Annotated in this window: 10 protein-coding genes; 8 read left to right on the top strand and 2 right to left on the bottom strand. The window is 71.1% G+C overall.

Going from position 1 to position 14,739, the window contains the following annotated elements:
- Window positions 1–277: 277 nt before the first annotated feature.
- Together ACIRB1_RS25105 and ACIRB1_RS25100 are read right to left on the bottom strand one after the other, a co-directional pair.
- On the bottom strand, window positions 278–478 hold the full coding sequence (locus tag ACIRB1_RS25105; protein WP_352182453.1) for a MerR family transcriptional regulator: 201 nt from the start codon (window positions 476–478) through the stop codon (window positions 278–280).
- A 996-nt stretch (window positions 479–1,474) separates the two neighbouring features.
- Window positions 1,475–2,320 carry a helix-turn-helix domain-containing protein gene (locus ACIRB1_RS25100; RefSeq protein ID WP_403467152.1) on the bottom strand — a complete coding sequence of 282 codons (846 nt, stop codon included), beginning with the start codon at window positions 2,318–2,320 and terminating at the stop codon, window positions 1,475–1,477.
- A gap of 503 nt (window positions 2,321–2,823) precedes the next feature.
- Here ACIRB1_RS25100 and iolC point away from each other — a divergent pair.
- The 8 genes from iolC (at window position 2,824) to ACIRB1_RS25060 (ending at window position 14,684) form a co-directional block, all read left to right on the top strand.
- Complete coding sequence (iolC, locus tag ACIRB1_RS25095) at window positions 2,824–3,774, top strand: 5-dehydro-2-deoxygluconokinase (protein ID WP_352182454.1); 951 nt, start codon at window positions 2,824–2,826, stop codon at window positions 3,772–3,774.
- Window positions 3,775–4,076: 302 nt separating this feature from the next.
- Window positions 4,077–4,946, top strand: a complete 870-nt coding sequence (locus ACIRB1_RS25090) for a deoxyribose-phosphate aldolase (RefSeq protein WP_352182737.1) — start codon at window positions 4,077–4,079, stop codon at window positions 4,944–4,946.
- A 10-nt stretch (window positions 4,947–4,956) separates the two neighbouring features.
- A complete protein-coding gene (iolB, locus tag ACIRB1_RS25085; protein ID WP_403467040.1) occupies window positions 4,957–5,787 on the top strand; it encodes a 5-deoxy-glucuronate isomerase in 831 nt (276 codons plus the stop codon).
- Window positions 5,784–7,670 (top strand): 3D-(3,5/4)-trihydroxycyclohexane-1,2-dione acylhydrolase (decyclizing), encoded by a 1,887-nt coding sequence (iolD, locus tag ACIRB1_RS25080; protein WP_403467039.1) that lies wholly within the window; start codon window positions 5,784–5,786, stop codon window positions 7,668–7,670. The genes iolB and iolD overlap by 4 nt, the downstream gene beginning before the upstream one ends.
- Window positions 7,671–7,684: 14 nt before the next feature.
- On the top strand, window positions 7,685–9,187 hold the full coding sequence (mmsA, locus tag ACIRB1_RS25075; RefSeq protein ID WP_352182457.1) for a CoA-acylating methylmalonate-semialdehyde dehydrogenase: 1,503 nt from the start codon (window positions 7,685–7,687) through the stop codon (window positions 9,185–9,187).
- A 198-nt stretch (window positions 9,188–9,385) separates the two neighbouring features.
- Entirely contained in the window at window positions 9,386–10,825 is a 1,440-nt protein-coding gene (locus ACIRB1_RS25070) for an APC family permease (RefSeq protein WP_352182458.1), read from the top strand.
- A gap of 161 nt (window positions 10,826–10,986) precedes the next feature.
- Window positions 10,987–13,824 (top strand): CocE/NonD family hydrolase, encoded by a 2,838-nt coding sequence (locus tag ACIRB1_RS25065; RefSeq protein ID WP_403467038.1) that lies wholly within the window; start codon window positions 10,987–10,989, stop codon window positions 13,822–13,824.
- On the top strand, window positions 13,821–14,684 hold the full coding sequence (locus ACIRB1_RS25060) for an ABC transporter permease (protein ID WP_352182460.1): 864 nt from the start codon (window positions 13,821–13,823) through the stop codon (window positions 14,682–14,684). The genes ACIRB1_RS25065 and ACIRB1_RS25060 overlap by 4 nt, the downstream gene beginning before the upstream one ends.
- The last annotated feature ends 55 nt before the right edge of the window (window positions 14,685–14,739 follow it).

The following is a 14,739-nucleotide window of genomic DNA, read 5'->3' as shown; positions in this document are numbered from 1 at the left end:
CGGTTGAGCAGGGCCATGACGACGTTGTTGACCGGCGTGATCGAGGCGGTCGGCGTCACCGCAGCTTCCGGTACCACCGGAGTCGCTGGCGTGACTGGACCGGTGTCACCGCCGTGACCGGGGCGGTGCCGGTCGCCCGGCACCGCGTCGGCCCGTCGGCTGTCAGCCCGTCGGTCGGTCGACCCCTCGGTCCGCCGACCCTGTGGCCCTTTCACCCCGTCACGCCGTCACCCCGTTGCCCCTGCGCCCCGGGGCCCCTCGACCCGTCGGGCCGGGCTCAGTCCTCTCTGCGTCCCCGGTTCCTGGGGCGGGAGGCGACCCAGGCTCGGACGGTGTCCGCGTACCAGTAGGGCTTGCCGCTCTCCACGTGGTCGGGTGGGGGCAGCAGACCGTGTTTGCGGTACGAGCGGACGGTGTCGGGCTGGACCCGGATGTGAGCCGCGATTTCTTTGTACGACCAGAGCCGTCGGTCGGTCATGAGTGCACCTCCCTGCGCGCGCCGCGGCGTCGACCGGGGGCGGCCGTCGGGGGAGCCGTGCGCTGCGCTGGCGATCACAAGCCTGTGCCGGGTGAACGACACACGGTGAGGGACGGGCAGCGCCTGTCGACCGGGTGTGACGCAAAACCCGCGTACGCGCGATATGTGTGACACGGGGGGTGCTTTTGTGACACAGGTGACGCAAAGGCGCACGCGGGCGCGGGGGCGCGGCGCGTTGACTTGTGGGGCGGGGGTGTGGTGAGGCGATGAGGCGAGCCGGGTGCGCTGAGCGGAGGTGGCGAGGTGAGTCAGACGGTCAGGGGGAGGGGAGGTGGTTCGGATCTCCCGCGCCGGCCTTATGGAAGGCGGCCTGGATCTTTTGTGCCGGTCTTTGGGTAGGCGGCCCGGATCTCTCGTGCCGGTCTTCGGGTAGGCGATCCGAACTCCCACGCCGGTCTTTGCGAAGGCGGCCCGAATCTCCAGCACCGCTCTTCGGAAAGGCGGCCTGAATCCCCCGCGCCAGTTTCAGCGGAGGCGGCCCGGACCCCCGCGTCGGTCTTGCCGAAGGCGGCCTGAATCTCCCGCGCCAGCTTCAGCGTAGGCGCCCCCATCTCCCGCACCGGTCTTGGCATAGGCGCCCTGGATTTCCCGCCCAGCCCCGGCGGAGGCGGCCCGATCTCCTGCGCCGGCCTCGGTGGAGGCGGCCCGATCCCTGGCACCTGCCTCGGCGGAGGCGGCCCGATCTCCCGCACCGGTCTCACCGAAGGCGCCCCTGACCTCCCGCCCAGCCCCGGCAAGGTAGGCCAGATCTCCGCCCCACCCGCGATCAAGGGCGCCCCGAACCCCCCACCCCACCCAACCCAACCCCCGGCGGGCCGGACCCGCTGCGTCAGGTCCGGCCCGCTTCCCCCGCTTCCCTGCATCCCCCGTCGACCGGTAACCCGTAGGGAGACCTGCGCCCCGCCCCGGATCAAGCGGCCAGGCGCTCAGCCTGCATCAGTGGGCTCGGCCGGTCTTGCAGAAATCCGCACTGTCGCCCGGTGCGATCAGCAGGCTCGTCGCCTCGCCCGTCATCCGGTCCCCGGCAGGCATCCCGGACCGCGGCACCGCCGGACTCACCCGCGCCCCCATGAACTGCCCCGGTGTGCACCCCGTCATCGCCCTGAACTCACCACTCAGATGCGCCTGGTCGTAGAAGCCGCACACCGCCGCCGTCTCCGCCTGGCTGCGGCCGGACGCGAGGAGACGCCGGGCTCGTTGCAACCGCAGGACCCGGGCCGCCGCCTTGGGGCCGAGGCCGATCTGTTCCCGGAAGCGGTTCTCCAACTGCCGTACGCTCCAGCCCACTTCGTCCGCGAGCCGGGGCACCGGCACCGCGCCCCGGGTCCGTACCAGCTCCGACCAGGCCCGCACCACCCGCTCCGAACTCGGCGTACCGGCGGCCGACCACCGGGTCAACATGTCGTCCAGCAGCCCGAATCGAGCCTCCCAGGTCGGCAACGCGGCGAGCGCGGCGGCCAGCTCACCGAGGCCGGCCCACGGGGAGCCGAGTACGTGCGGGAGTTCATCCGGGTCCACCACCCGGTCCGCCAGCTCGTGCTGAGCCGTGCCGAACAGCGTGAACGCCGCCCACGGCATGAGTAGCACCTCGACCCCCGCCAGCCGCCCGCTGTGTTCGCCGAGCGCCGCAGTCGTCGTGGGCCCGCAGAACACGGACCCCAGCGTCGCCGTGGGCCGCCCCGCCCGTGAGATCCGTACCGCCCCCTCGAACCCGAGCAACAGCGTCGCCGCCCCGATCGGCGCCTCCAGCCGAGCCCGCGGCCGTGCGAGGTCGAGCCGCATCCCGCGGTAACTGATCACTCCGGGCCGTAGACGGGGATGCGGCGAGGCGGACACGGTTTCCCAGGAGCCGTCGGCCCCGTGCCCGCGCCGGATGCGCACGGCAGCAACAGACATCCACTCATAGTCCACGGGACGGCACCGCCCCGAAAGAGGCGCGGGAAACCGCGCGAGCGACCACGACGCACCCGCACCCGGACCAGTCGCATCACCCGCACCCGTACCAGCCGCGCCATTTGCACCCGGACCAGCGGCATCACCCGCACCCGGACCAGCCGCACCCGTACCAGCCGCGCACCACTCACACCACCCGCACCCGGAAAACAACCTGTCACGGCCCTCACCATGCAAGCCCTTACCCCCAACCCACCCCCGTCTCGTCCGTATGTCTGGACAAAACATTGACAGGGCTCGGGGCACGGGACTACAAACCGTGGAGAGCCGAAACGAAGCCGCTCCGCGTCCGGTCCTCAGGGGACCGCGCGCGAGGGCGCGAAGGGAAGTCGATGGCGTACGACCTGATCACCATGGGGCGGCTAGGGGTGGACCTCTACCCGTTGCAGACGGGCGTGCCGCTGCCCCAGGTGACGACCTTCGGGAAGTTCCTCGGCGGCTCGGCGGCGAACGTCGCGGTCGCCGCCGCCCGGCTCGGCCGCGAGGTCGCCCTCGTCTCGCGCACCGGCGACGACCCCTTCGGCACCTATCTGCACGAAGCGCTGCGCGACTTCGGCGTCGACGACCGCTGGGTCACGTCCGTCGCGGAGTACCCCACCCCGGTCACGTTCTGCGAGATCTTCCCGCCGGACGACTTCCCGCTGTACTTCTACCGGCAGCCCAAGGCCCCGGACCTGGAGATCGACGCCCACGAGCTGGATCTGGACGCGATCCACGCGGCCCGCGTCTTCTGGATCACCGGCACGGGCCTGAGCGAGGAGCCCAGCCGTACGGCCACGCTCGCGGCCCTCGCCCACCGCGCGAAATCCGGTACGACGGTCTTCGACCTCGACTGGCGCCCGATGTTCTGGAAGGACCCGAGCGAGGCCCGCCCCTTCTACGAGGAGGCCCTGCGCCACACCACCGTCGCCGTCGGCAACCTCGACGAGGTCGAGGTCGCCACCGGCGTACGCGAACCGCACGCCGCCGCCCGCGCACTCCTGGACGCCGGTGTCGAACTCGCCGTGGTGAAGCAGGGCCCGAAGGGCGTCCTCGCGGTCAACCGCGCCGGCGAGTCCGCCGAGGTGCCCCCGCTCCCCGTGACCGTCCTCAACGGTCTCGGCGCCGGTGACGCCTTCGGCGGCTCGCTCTGCCACGGCCTGCTCTCCGGCTGGGACCTGGAGAAGATCATGCGGCACGCCAACGCGGCCGGCGCGATCGTCGCCTCCCGCCTGGAGTGCTCCTCCGCGATGCCCACCATCGCCGAGGTCGAGGGCGCGATCGCCGCCGGAGCGGTGCTGTGAGGGCCGGTCGGGTGACGGGGGCCGAGCACGGGGGCCCGTACGAGAGCGGGGACGGCGTGACGCACGCGCACGGCGAGCAGGGCGGCGGGGACGACGTCTCCGGCCACGAGGGCAGCACCACCGGCAACCGCGCCTCCACCGGCACCGGTTCGCCCACCACCGGTACCCACACCTCCACCGGCACCGGTTCTCCCGGCACCGTCACCGGCACCGGCGCCTCCACCAGCACCGGTTCGCCCGCCACCGGCACCCACCCCTCCACCCCCACCGGAACCGCCCCCTCCACCGGCCCCCGCGTAGACATCTCCGAACTCGTCCGCACCCGCACCCGCCACCCCGAGGCCATCGCCGAGGCCGCCGCCCGCCGGGTCCGCCGTCCGCTGCTCAACGACGCGGGTCGGCTGATGATCGTCGCCGCCGACCACCCCGCCCGCGGCGCCCTCGGCGTCGGCGACCGCAAGTTCGCGATGGCCAACCGCGCCGAACTCCTCGAACGCCTCTGCCTCGCCCTGTCCCGGCCCGGTGTCGACGGCGTCCTCGCGACCGCCGACATCCTCGACGACCTGCTTCTCCTCGGCGCCCTCGACGGCAAGGTCGTCATGGGCTCGATGAACCGCGGCGGACTCCAGGGCGCGAGCTTCGAACTCGACGACCGCTTCACCGGCCACCGCGCCCAGGACATCGAGCGCCTCCGCTTCGACGCCGGCAAACTGCTGCTCCGCATCGACTACGACGACCCGGGCTCCCTCACCACCCTGGAGTCCACCGCCCGCGCCATCGACGACATGGCCGCGCGTCAACTCCCGTTGTTCGTGGAGCCGTTCATCAGCCGCCGTACCGACGAGGGCAAGCTGAGGAACGATCTCTCCGCCGAGGCCGTCATCAGGTCCATCGCCATCTCCTCGGGCCTGGGCGGTACTTCGGCCTACACCTGGCTCAAGCTTCCCGTCACCGAGAACCCGGACGACATGGCCGAGGTCATGGAGACCTCCACCCTCCCCGCCGTGCTGCTGGGCGGCGAGGTCGGCGACGACCAGGACGGCGCCTACGAGAAGTGGCGCGGCGCCCTGCAACTCCCCACCGTGCGCGGCCTGGTGGTCGGCCGCTCGCTGCTCTACCCGCCGGACGGCGATGTCGCCGCCGCCGTCGACACCGCCGTAGGACTGCTGTGAGGGCCGCGTTATGACGACCGTCGAGCCGTACGTCCCCGAGCTGTACGTCCCGAAGGGCTCCGCCGCCAACGCGCAGTACGCCGTGGACATCGACCCCGAGCGGGCCGGCTGGACCCACAGCAGTCTGCGGATCGTCGAGCTGGAGCCGGGCGGGACCCACCATTTCACCACCGGTGACAGCGAGTGGATCGTGCTTCCGCTCGGCGGTGGATGTACCGTGCGAATTGCGGACGAAGAGTTCCAACTCCTGGGCAGGGAAAGCGTATTCGCCGGAGTCACCGACTTCGCGTACGTCCCCCGAGACGCCCAGGTCAAGATCGCCTCCGGCGCGGGAGGCCGCTTCGCCCTGGCAGGAGCGAAGTGCGAGCGACGACTCCCCGCTCGCTACGGCCCCGCGCCGGAGGTTCCGGTGGAACGACGCGGCGACGGCACCAGCCTTCGCCGTGTCCGCAACTTCGCCTCGGCCGACGCCTTCGACTGCGACAAGCTGATCGCGGTCGAGGTCATCACCCCCGGCGGCAACTGGTCCTCGTACCCGCCGCACAAGCACGACGAGCAACGCGCGGGGGAGGAGACCGAGTTGGAGGAGATCTACTACTTCGAGATCGACGGCCCGAACGGTTTCGGCTATCAGCGCGTATTCCCCTCCCGTGAGGGCGGAGCAGACGTCCTCACGGAGGTCCGCTCCGGCGACGGCGTGCTCGTGCCCGACGGCTGGCACGGCCCGTCGATCGCCCAGCCGGGTCACGACATGTACTACCTGAACGTCATGGCGGGACCCGGCGAGGCGAGGGAGTGGCGGATCTGCTTCCACCCCGAGCACACGGAGGGTTACCGATGACCTCGACGACGAGGCTCACGGTCGCGCAGGCGCTGGTGCGGTTCCTGACCGCCCAGTTCACCGAGCGGGACGGCACCCGGCAGCGGCTGATCGGCGCGACCTGGGGCATCTTCGGCCACGGCAACGTGGCCGGGCTCGGCCAGGCCCTCATCGAGTACGCCGATGAGATGCCGTACCACCAGGGCCGCAACGAACAGTCCATGGTCCACGCGGCAGTCGGCTACGCGCGTCAGTCGAACCGCCTTGCCGCACAGGCCGTCACGACCTCGATCGGCCCCGGCGCCACGAACCTCGTCACCGGCGCGGCCCTCGCGACCGTCAACCACCTCCCGGTCCTGCTCCTCCCCGGCGACACCTTCGCGACCCGCCCCGCCGACCCGGTGCTCCAGCAGCTCGAAGTCCCGTACGCGGGCGATGTGTCGGTCAACGACTGCCTGCGCCCGGTGTCGACGTACTTCGACCGGATCACCCGCCCCGAGGCGCTGATCCCGGCGGCGCTCCAGGCGATGCGCGTGCTCACCGACCCCGTGCGGACCGGAGCCGTGACGCTGGCCCTGCCGCAGGACGTCCAGGCCGAGGCGTACGACTGGCCGGACGAGTTCTTCGCCGAACGCACCTGGCACGTACGGCGATCGGCCGCCGACCCGGATGAACTCGCCGCGGCCGTCAGGGCAGTTCGCGAGGCCAGGAGGCCGCTGATCATCGCGGGCGGCGGTGTCCACCACAGCCGCGCCGAAGCCGTCCTCGCCGAACTCGCCGCCGCCACCGGCATCCCGGTCGCCTCCACCCAGGCCGGCAAGGGCTCCCTGAACCACGACCACCCCCAGGACGTCGGCGGCATCGGCCACACCGGCACCGCCACCGCCGACGAACTCGCCCGCCTGGCCGACCTGGTGATCGGCGTCGGCACCCGCTACACCGACTTCACCACCGCCTCCGGCACCCTCTTCGAGAAGCCCGGCGTCCGCTTCCTCAACCTCAACATCGGTGCCTACGACGGCCACAAGCTCGCCGGACAGCCGCTGATCGCCGACGCACGGAGCGGACTGACCGCGCTGGCGGGGGAGTTGGGCCAGGGCGCGTACCGGGTCGCCGACTCCTACATCGCCGAGTACCGCGAGGACAAGGAGCGGTGGGAACAGCGCGTCGACGCCTGCTACGAGGCCGAGGAACCCGACGTACGCCCGACGCAGCCCCAGGTCCTGGGCGCGCTGGACGAGATCGTCGACGCCTCGGACATCCTCGTCAACGCGGCCGGATCGCTCCCCGGCGATCTGCACAAGCTGTGGCGGACGCGGTCGTTCGACCAGTACCACGTGGAGTACGGCTACTCCTGCATGGGCTACGAGATCCCGGCCGCGATCGGTGTGAAGCTGGCCGCGCCGGACCGGCCGGTGTGGGCGCTGGTCGGCGACGGCACGTACCTGATGATGCCGACGGAGATCGTGACCGCCGTACAGGAGGGCATCGCGATCAAGGTGGTGCTGATACAGAACCACGGGTACGCCTCGATAGGCGGCCTGTCGGAGTCGGTGGGCGGCGAGCGGTTCGGCACGGCGTACCGTCACCGTTCGCCTGTCGACGGTTCCTGCACCGGGGCACCGCTGCCCGTCGATCTCGCCGCCAACGCGGCCAGTCTCGGCATGCGGGTGCTGCGCGCGAAGACCGTCGGCGACCTGCGCGAAGCGCTCGCCGAGGCACGGGCCGCCGACACTCCCACATGTGTCTACGTGGAGACCGAAACTGCAGACACAGTGTCGGGCGCGCCTCCCGCGCAGGCCTGGTGGGATGTACCTGTGGCCGCGACCGCGACCCGGTCGTCCGCGGTCAAGGCACGTGAGCTGTACGAACGGCACGTCTCCACCCGACGCCGCCATCTGTGAAGGAGCAACTGGGCATGACGAAGATCGTCAACCACTGGATCGGCGGCAAGACCGTCGAAGGCGCCTCGGGCAACTACGGGCCGGTCACCGACCCGGCGACCGGCGCGGTCACCACCAAGGTCGCCTTCGCGACCGTCGACGAGGTCGACGCGGCCGTCGCCGCCGCCAAGGACGCCTACGCGACCTGGGGCACCTCGTCCCTCGCCAAGCGCACCACGATCCTCTTCAAGTTCCGCGCGCTGCTCGACGCCAACCGCGACGCGATCGCCGAGCTGATCACCGCCGAGCACGGCAAGGTGCACAGCGACGCGCTGGGCGAGGTCGCGCGCGGCCTGGAGATCGTCGACCTGGCGTGCGGGATCACCGTGCAGCTGAAGGGCGAGCTGTCGACGGAGGTCGCCAGTCGTGTCGACGTCTCCTCGATCCGTCAGCCGCTGGGCGTGGTCGCGGGCATCACGCCGTTCAACTTCCCGGCCATGGTGCCGATGTGGATGTTCCCGATCGCCATCGCGACCGGCAACACCTTCGTCCTCAAGCCGTCCGAGAAGGACCCGTCGGCGTCCCTGAAGATCGCCGAGCTCCTCGCGGAGGCAGGTCTCCCGGACGGCGTCTTCAACGTCGTCAACGGCGACAAGGTGGCCGTGGACCGCCTCCTGGAGCACCCGGACGTCAAGGCCGTCTCCTTCGTCGGCTCGACCCCGATCGCCCGCTACATCCACACCACGGCCGCCGCGAACCACAAGCGCGTCCAGGCGCTGGGCGGTGCCAAGAACCACATGCTGGTCCTCCCGGACGCCGACCTCGACGCGGCGGCGGACGCGGCCGTGAGCGCGGCCTACGGCTCGGCCGGTGAGCGCTGCATGGCCATCTCGGCCGTCGTCGCGGTCGGTTCGATCGGCGACGAGCTGGTCGCGAAGATCCGCGAGCGCGCCGAGAAGATCAAGATCGGCCCCGGCAACGACCCGACCTCCGAGATGGGCCCCCTCATCACGAAGGTCCACCGCGACAAGGTGGCGTCCTACGTCACCGGCGCGGCGGCCGAGGGCGCGGAGGTCGTCCTCGACGGCACGGGTTACACGGTCGAGGGCTTCGAGGACGGCCACTGGATCGGCATCTCCCTGCTCGACAAGGTGCCGACCACCGCGAAGGCGTACCAGGACGAGATCTTCGGCCCGGTGCTGTGCGTCTTGCGCGTCGAGACGTACGACGAGGGCGTGGCGCTGATCAACAGCTCGCCCTTCGGCAACGGCACCGCGATCTTCACCCGCGACGGCGGCGCCGCCCGCCGCTTCCAGCTGGAGATCGAGGCCGGCATGGTCGGCGTCAACGTGCCGATCCCGGTCCCGGTGGGCTACCACTCGTTCGGCGGCTGGAAGGACTCCCTCTTCGGGGACCACCACATCTACGGCAACGACGGCACGCACTTCTACACCCGCGGCAAGGTCGTCACCACCCGCTGGCCGGACCCGGCCGACGGCCCCTCCGGTGTGGACCTCGGCTTCCCGCGCAACCACTGAAAAACCCCGAACGGGGCCGTCCGCATCGCGGACGGCCCCTTTTTTTCGCCTACGACGGCTGCGGTTCCCGCACCGAGCCGAACCGGGACCGGCACTGCGTCCAGGTGCCGAACAGGCCACTCCAACCGCTCTGGATCAACGGATTCCGTAGGTGAACACCCATTGACGTGATGGTTTCCGTCAATGTTCCATCAGCGCGTGACCGACACCCTCTCCACTGCCGGGGCCGCCGTTTCCGAGGCGACGTCGGACAGCCCCCAGAGCCAGAGCAAGAGCCCGCAGCAGCTGAAGCGTTCCATCGGCATCGTCGGCGGCACCCTTCTCACGCTGTCCTGCGTGACACCGGCGTCCACGCTCTTCGTGGTCGTCCCCGACCTGTTCGGCTCGCTCGGCACCGCGACCGCCCTCACGATCGCGATCGGCTCGGTCCTCTGCGTCGCCGTGGCGTTCTGCTACTCGGAGCTGGGCACCCTCATCCCCAGCGCGGGCGGCGAGTACGCGATGGTGTCGACGCTGGCGGGCAGGCTCGCGGGCTGGCTGGTCTTCGTCCTCTCGCTGCTGGTCGTGATGATCGTCCCGCCGGTGATAGCGATGGGCACGGCGGACTACCTGGCCCCGATCGCCCATCTGAACCCGTCCATGACCGGCGCGGGCGTGATGCTCCTGGCCACCCTGGCGGGCCTGCTGGACCTGCGCGCCAACGCCTGGATCACGGGCATCTTCCTGGTCCTGGAGGTCATAGCGGCGGGAGTGGTGGCGCTCCTGGGCTTCACCCACAGCCGGCGAGGCCTCGGCAGCCTCACCTCGATGCAGGTCGCGGGTGCGCACGGCCACACGGACACGGTGACGGCGATGCTGGTGGTCTCGGGCCTGGCGATCGCCCTGTTCGTCACGCAGGGCTTCTCGACGGCGGTCTACCTCTCCGAGGAACTGGAGAACCCGCGCCGCAACGTGGCCCGCACGGTCCTCGCCACCCTCGCGATCTCGACGGTGATCATCCTGGTCCCGGTCGTGGCGATCACGATGGGGGCATCGGACCTCTCGACACTGACCGGCGGCGACATCAGCACCATGGTGACGGCGTGGTCCAACTCCGCGGTCGGCACCTTCGTCAGCCTCTGCGTGGCCCTCGCGATCATCAACGCCGGCATCGTCATGGTCATCCAGAACTCCCGAGTCCTCTTCGCCTCCTCCCGGGACAAGGCCTGGCCCCAGCCGGTCAACACCCTCTTCTCCAAGCTCGGCCGCTTCGGGTCCCCTTGGGTGGCCACCCTCGCCGTCGGCATCCCGGGCGCGATCCTCTGCTTCGTCAACCTGGACACCCTGTACGGCGTGACAGGCGTCTCGGTGACGGGCATGTACCTGCTCGTGGCGGTAGCGGCCCTGCTCTCCCGCCGAGGCCACCACCGCCACACCCACGCCTGGCGCATGCCCCTGTGGCCCGCGATGCCGATCCTCCTGATCGCGGTCCTGGCCTACATCCTGACCCAGCAGGAAACGACCTACCTGCTGTGGACGGGCGGCATCGTCGCGGCGGCAACTCTCTACTGGGCCCTGTACCTCCGCCCGCGCAGGGAGACCCGCTGGCTGATCTCACTCCCCGATGAGGACGAGGCCCCGAAGGGGCAAGGCCTCTAGGGGCGCGGGGAACTGCGCGACAAGCCACGACGCACCCGCACCCGGCACTCAACAGAACCCCCACCCCCCCCGCAGCCGTACTCCCAGCGCGGTACACAGCCATCCCCAGCTCACCCCAGGGTCTCCCCCAACTGTCAGAGACGCCCCGTACCGTTGAACGCATGGATCTTCGACTGCCCGGGCTGCGAGGCCGACGACGACTGCAACACCCCCGGCGCTGGCTGGCAGCCACCGCCGCGGTCGTCGTACTGGCCGCCGCAGGCACCTGGACGGCCGCGGCCTCGGACACCAAGCCCCCGGTCCACCAATCGGACCGGACGATGGCGATCGACGGCGTAAAACTCGACACCTCGTACTTCACGACAGGCGGATCGACCCGCCGCCCGGCCGTCCTCCTTGCGCACGGCTTCGGCGGCAGCAAAGAAGACGTACGAAAAGAAGCCGAGGACCTGGCCGGAGACGGCTACGCGGTACTGACCTGGTCGGCCCGCGGCTTCGGCAAATCCACCGGCAAGATCGGCCTGAACGACCCGTCGCGCGAGGTCAAGGACGTATCGAAGCTGATCGACTGGCTGGCGAAGCAGCCGGACGTGGAACTCGACAAACCGGGCGACCCGCGCGTGGGCATGGCGGGAGGTTCCTACGGAGGCGCGATCTCCCTCCTGGCCGCCGGCTACGACGACCGGGTCGACGCCATCGCCCCGGCGATCACGTACTGGAACCTCGCGGACGCCCTGTTCCCGAACGGCGTCTTCAAGAAGCTCTGGGCCGGCATCTTCATCAACTCCGGTGGCGGCTGCGCCAAGTTCGAGCCCACGCTGTGCCGGATGTACGACCGCGTCGCCGAGTCCGGCAAGCCGGACGCCCAGGCCCGCGCTCTCCTGGAGGCCCGCTCCCCCTCGGCCGTGGCCACCCGCATCAACGTGCCGACCCTCCTGCTCCAGGGCCAGACGGACTCCCTCTTCCCGCTCGGCCAGGCCGACGCGGCGCAGAAGGCGATCCGCGCGAACGGCGCCCCTGTGGACGTCGACTGGATCGCCGGCGGCCATGACGGCGGCGACATGGAGACGAGCCGCGTCCAGGCACGCGTGACGTCCTGGTTCGACCGGTACCTGAAGGACGACAAGAACACCGACACCGGGCCCGCCTTCCGCGTCACCCGCACCGGAGGCATCGACTCCACGGACGGCGCCGCCCTGCTGCGCGGCGCGGGCGGCAGCGCCTACCCGGGCCTGGAGAGCGACCCGCGCGCGTTCGCCCTGACCGGCCGCCGCGAGCAGTCCTTCACCAACCCGGCCGGCGCCAGCCCGCCCGCCGTCTCGGCCCTGCCGGGCCTGGGCAGCACCGGCGGCCTGTCCCAACTCTCCTCCCTGGGCATCGGCGTCTCCCTCGACTTCCCCGGCCAGTACGCCGCGTTCGACTCGGCTCCCCTCACCACCGGCCTCCGCATCACCGGCTCGCCCACGGTCACCGTCCACGTGAAGTCGACGAGCGCCGACGCCGTCCTCTTCGGCAAGGTCTACGACGTGGGCCCGAGCGGCACCCAACAGGTGCTCCCCTCCCAGCTGGTGACCCCCCTCAGGGTCGAGGGCGCCACGTCCGGCAAGGACGTCACGATCACCCTCCCGGCCATCGACTACGACGTCCAGAGCGGCCACCACCTGCGCCTGGTCCTCGCCTCGACGGACCTCGGCTACGCCTCACCGGCGGCCCCGGCGACGTACACCGTCACCCTGAAGAGCGACCTCAAGGTGCCGACGGCCCCCGGCGTCACCACGTCGGCGGCGACCCTCCCGTCCTGGGTGTGGTGGCTCCCGCTCGCGGGCGTGGCCATCGCCGTGGCCCTGCTGCTGACCGGCCGCCGACGCACCGCCACGGCACCCCCCGCCCCCGAGCTGGCCGAAGTCCCGCTCCAGATCACCGACTTGAGCAAGCGGTACGCGAAGTCGGCGGACCGGTACGCGGTGCGGGACCTGTCCTTCCGTGTGGAGAAGGGACAGGTGCTCGGCCTCCTCGGTCCGAACGGCGCGGGCAAGACGACCACCCTGCGCATGCTGATGGGCCTGATCAAGCCGGACGCCGGTGAGATCAGGGTCTTCGGCCACGCGATCCGCCCGGGCGCCCCCGTCCTCTCCAGGGTCGGCGCGTTCGTCGAGGGCGCGGGCTTCCTCCCGCACCTCTCCGGCCGCGAGAACCTGGAGCTGTACTGGCAGGCGACCGGCCGCCCGCCGGAGGACGCCCACCTGGAGGAGGCCCTGGAGATCGCGGGCCTCGGCGACGCACTCGCCCGCGCGGTCCGCACCTACTCCCAGGGCATGCGCCAGCGCCTCGCCATCGCCCAGGCCATGCTCGGCCTCCCGGACCTCCTCATCCTCGACGAACCGACCAACGGCCTCGACCCGCCCCAGATCCGCGAGATGCGCGAGGTGATGATCCGTTACGCGGCGGCGGGCCGCACGGTCATCGTCTCCAGCCACCTCCTCGCCGAGGTCGAACAGTCCTGCACCCACCTCGTGGTGATGGACCGGGGCCGCCTCGTCCAGGCGGGCCCGGTCGCGGAGATCATCGGCTCCGGAGACACCCTCCTCGTCGGCCTCGCGGCGGACATCCCCGACCCCCTCCTGGAGAAGATCGCGGCCCTCCCGGACGTGGACTCGGTGACCCGCGCGGAAGGCGGCCTGTTGCTACGGCTGGCACCGGCCGCCGGTGACCGGCTGGCCACCGCCGTCGACCTCGTGTCCGCCAACTCGCAGACAGGCGGGGCGAGTTCACCTGTCGGCGAGGTTGTCCCGGCCATGCCGGCATCCCCGCCCCGCGCAGAGGACCCGGCGCCCCTGCCACCCGCACCGGCCACACCCGGCCAACCCTCCACCCACGGCTCACCCACCGCGGCCCGCCTCCTCGTGGAACTCGTACGCCTCGAAGTCCCCGTCTCCTCCGTCGGCCCCCACCGCCGGCTCGAAGACGCCTTCCTCACCCTGATCGGAGGTTCCGCATGAGCACGCTCGCCGAGCCCGTAGAGGTGGCCTCCGGCTACCGGGCGGGCCGCACCCTGCCCCTGCGGGTCGAACTGGTCCGGCAGCTGAAGCGGCGCCGCACGCTGATCATGGGCGGCATCCTCGCCGCGCTGCCCTTCATCCTGGTCGCGGCCTTCGCGATCGGCGGCACCCCGGGCGAGCGCGGCTCCCAGGTGACCCTGATGGACACGGCCACCGCGTCCGGCGCCAACTTCGCCGCGGTGAACCTGTTCGTGTCGGCCGGCTTCCTCCTGGTCGTCCCGGTCGCCCTGTTCTGCGGGGACACGGTCGCCTCGGAGGCCAGCTGGTCCTCCCTGCGCTATCTGCTCGCGGCACCGGTGCCCAGAGCCCGCCTCCTCTGGTCCAAGCTGGTCGTCGGCCTGACCCTCAGCCTCGCCGCGATGATCCTGCTCCCGGTCGTCGCCCTCGCCGTCGGCACCGCCGCCTACGGCTGGGGCCCGCTGGAGCTGCCCACCGGCGGCGCCATCGGCGCGGGCACCGCGGCCCAACGCCTGCTGGTGGTCGTGGCGTTCATCTTCGTGTCCCAACTGGTCACCGCGGGGCTCGCGTTCTGGCTCTCGACCAAGACCGACGCCCCTCTCGGCGCGGTCGGCGGCGCGGTCGGCCTGACCATCGTCGGCAACGTCCTGGACGCCGTCACGGCCCTCGGCCACTGGCGCGACTTCCTGCCCGCGCACTGGCAGTTCGCCTGGGCGGACGCCGTCCAGCCGCACCCCGAGTGGTCCGGCATGATCCAGGGCACGGCGGTCTCCGTTACGTACGCCCTCGTGCTGTTCGCCCTGGCCTTCCGGGGTTTCGGCCGCAAGGACATCGTGTCCTAGGTCACCGGAGGATCTCCCACCGGTCTCGAAGGCCCTTGATCGCGACCCCTTCGAG

Origin of the sequence: Streptomyces sp. NPDC096013 (assembly GCF_044763565.1) — a bacterium.
Taxonomy (GTDB): Bacteria; Actinomycetota; Actinomycetes; order Streptomycetales; family Streptomycetaceae; genus Streptomyces.
The sequence above is the reverse complement of the archived record's forward strand: the minus strand, read 5'-3'. Positions and strand labels throughout refer to the sequence as shown.

Excerpts from the sequence above, each read along its gene's own strand:
- ACIRB1_RS25060 (WP_352182460.1), top strand. The coding sequence starts at position 13,821 with ATGAGCACGCTCGCCGAGCCCGTAGAGGTGGCCTCCGGCTACCGGGCG.
- iolD (WP_403467039.1), top strand. The coding sequence starts at position 5,784 with ATGACCTCGACGACGAGGCTCACGGTCGCGCAGGCGCTGGTGCGGTTC.
- iolC (WP_352182454.1), top strand. The coding sequence starts at position 2,824 with ATGGCGTACGACCTGATCACCATGGGGCGGCTAGGGGTGGACCTCTAC.
- ACIRB1_RS25100 (WP_403467152.1), bottom strand. The coding sequence starts at position 2,320 with ATGCGGCTCGACCTCGCACGGCCGCGGGCTCGGCTGGAGGCGCCGATC.
- ACIRB1_RS25065 (WP_403467038.1), top strand. The coding sequence starts at position 10,987 with ATGGATCTTCGACTGCCCGGGCTGCGAGGCCGACGACGACTGCAACAC.
- ACIRB1_RS25105 (WP_352182453.1), bottom strand. The coding sequence starts at position 478 with ATGACCGACCGACGGCTCTGGTCGTACAAAGAAATCGCGGCTCACATC.
- mmsA (WP_352182457.1), top strand. The coding sequence starts at position 7,685 with ATGACGAAGATCGTCAACCACTGGATCGGCGGCAAGACCGTCGAAGGC.
- iolB (WP_403467040.1), top strand. The coding sequence starts at position 4,957 with ATGACGACCGTCGAGCCGTACGTCCCCGAGCTGTACGTCCCGAAGGGC.